General features: G+C 54.7%; 1 protein-coding gene. It reads left to right on the top strand.

All coding sequences use genetic code 11. The features are described from left to right. The coding region (locus tag LEP6406_RS27375; protein WP_162160859.1) for a beta strand repeat-containing protein at positions 1-1,718 on the top strand (1,718 nt) is incomplete at both ends.

Genomic DNA, 1,718 nt, shown 5'->3' with positions numbered 1-1,718 from the left:
AGCCAGCCTGAATGTCCCCGGCTCCTTTGTCGTTAGCACCGCAGAGAATGTTCTGTTTGCCAATAACGTGGCTTTTGGGATTGGCAATACCCCTGACCCCCTATTGACGATTATGGCTCCGATCGGATTACAACTGAGCAGCCCTGCGCCGATTACCGTTCAAGGCTCAGGACAAACCACTTTCTTCAACGGCTTTTTCCCAGTCCTTGACTTAACAGGCTCTAGTGGATTAAGGGTCTCAACTGGCAAGACTCTGGCATTAATTGGGGGTGATGTCGCCCTGGCGGGGGGAGGGGTGACTGCCCCCGGAGGCCACATTGAACTGGGCAGCGTCACCAGTGGGCAGGTGGATCTATCCTCATCGGCGCAAGGCTTATCCTTCAGTTATGCCAACGCCGCTGACTTCGGCTCGATTCAACTGACTGGGCGAGCTTTAGCTTCTGTCAGTGGGGGGATTGGAGTTGCCGCTGGTTCGGTACAGATGCAGGGCAATCAGGTCAGCATTCGCGATGGGTCTCTCGTCGCAGTCCAAAACCAGAGTAGCCAGACCGCCGGAGATATTACCATCACTGCCACGGGGGCATTAGAGGTCGTAGGAACCGCAGGCTCGGGCTTCTTTGCCAGCTCTAGCGGTTTAGTAAATGAAACCCTTCTGGGTTTCTCGGGGGCAGGGGGCAACATCTCGATTACAACACCTAACCTCTCCGTCTCTGGGGGTGGGGCAATTCGAACCCGCACTTTTGGTGCAGGCACCGGGGGTAATATTGCCGTCAATGCCCCGAATATCTCGGTGGGGATTCCTACTCAAAATTCGGGGGGAGCGATCGTCGCCTCCAGCAATGGCACAGGTCAAGGGGGCAATCTATCAATTACCGCCCAAAACTTGTCCATTGTCGGTGGCAGTGAGGTGCTGGCCGTGAGTGAAAGCAGCGGCGATGGGGGCAACCTGACCGTTCGCGCTGATACCGTCTTTGTTTCCAGTGGTAGCGCCATCAACGGTTCACCCCCGTCTAGACTATCAGCCGCCACCTATTTTGGCTCAGGCAATGCGGGCGATTTTCAACTCGATACTCGCAGCCTCACCGTTGACACTGGAGGCATTGTCTCAGTCTCAACCTTGGGAACGGGCAATGCGGGACAATTAACCATCAATGCCACTGACTCGATTGAGGTGCGGGGTCAAGTGGATGACCAAAACCCTAGCTATATTGGTGCCCTAGCTCGTAATCTTGGCGGTCAAGCCAATTCGCCTGCCAATGCGGGGAGTATCACGATGACGACGCCCACCATGACCATTCGCAATGGGGGCAGGGTAGTAGTGTCGAATGAAATGCAGGGGAATGGGGGCACAGCCACTATTAATGCCAATACCTTGTACCTTAACCAGGGCAGCATTTTGACCTCGACCCGATCTGGCAATGGCGGAGGCATTAATCTGCAAATCCAGAATGGAGTGATTATGCGCTACGGCAGTGTGATTAGTGCCACGGCGGGGGGCACAGGTGATGGCGGCAACATCACCATTAACGCCCCAGTGATTGCCGGATTTGAGAACAGCGACATTATTGCCAATGCATTTCAGGGCAATGGAGGCAATATTCAAATCACCACCCAAGGGATTTTTGGACTTGTCTTTCGCCCGCAACTGACCCCTGAGAACGACATCACCGCCAGTTCTCAATTTGGCCTGAGTGGCACCGTCACGATTGAAACCCCAG

Source organism: Leptolyngbya sp. PCC 6406 (assembly GCF_000332095.2).
Classification (GTDB): domain Bacteria; phylum Cyanobacteriota; class Cyanobacteriia; order Phormidesmidales; family Phormidesmidaceae; genus PCC-6406.
The sequence above is the reverse complement of the archived record's forward strand: the minus strand, read 5'-3'. Positions and strand labels throughout refer to the sequence as shown.